Below are 566 nucleotides of genomic sequence, written 5' to 3' on the forward strand. Positions count from 1 at the left end.
TCCTTCTTGTACAGCATTTCCTTTAATTTAGACCAACTTGCTTCATTTAAACGTGAAAGTCGATCAATCTGCTCAATGATGATGACATCCCCTTTTTTAGCATCATTGAGTAATTGAAGTAATTCAGGTCTTTGCATTGAAGCACCAGATTCTTGCTCAACATACCAAGCAGCAACACGCATGCCTTTTTGCTCAACAAATTGAGATAGGATTCCTTTTGCCCTTTCTGCATCTTGCTCACTTGTTGATGCTCTTAAGTATCCAAATATGTACATAATGCCCTTTCTATGACGTTTAAGTTATGACTTTATAGGGTGTGTCATTTATATTATGACATATATTGTTTTATTGCCAAAAATGACCAGTGTCATTTTGGTATACCTAAGTGACACAGGTAATTATCGCAATTAGATTCTTAATCATTGCAAAAATGGATAAGAATGGTATTGTCTAATCATTGCTACAATGATTAAGAGGTAATGGTGTCGGAAGTGAGAATGAGCCAAATTCAAAAAGCATTGTTGAGTTGTTTGGCCAAAGCGTTCACCAAAGGTGTGAAAGAAGGT

1 protein-coding gene is annotated in these 566 nt (G+C 35.9%); it reads right to left on the minus strand.

Annotated elements, in window-relative coordinates; all coding sequences use genetic code 11:
• Positions 1–275 (minus strand): recombinase family protein (locus BCT81_RS21565; RefSeq protein WP_198596943.1); only part of this gene is annotated, 275 nt, incomplete at its 3' end.
• Positions 276–566 lie beyond the last annotated feature (291 nt).

It is taken from the genome of Vibrio sp. 10N.261.52.A1, assembly GCF_002876325.1.
In the GTDB taxonomy this organism is placed as follows: Bacteria; Pseudomonadota; Gammaproteobacteria; order Enterobacterales; family Vibrionaceae; genus Vibrio; species Vibrio chagasii.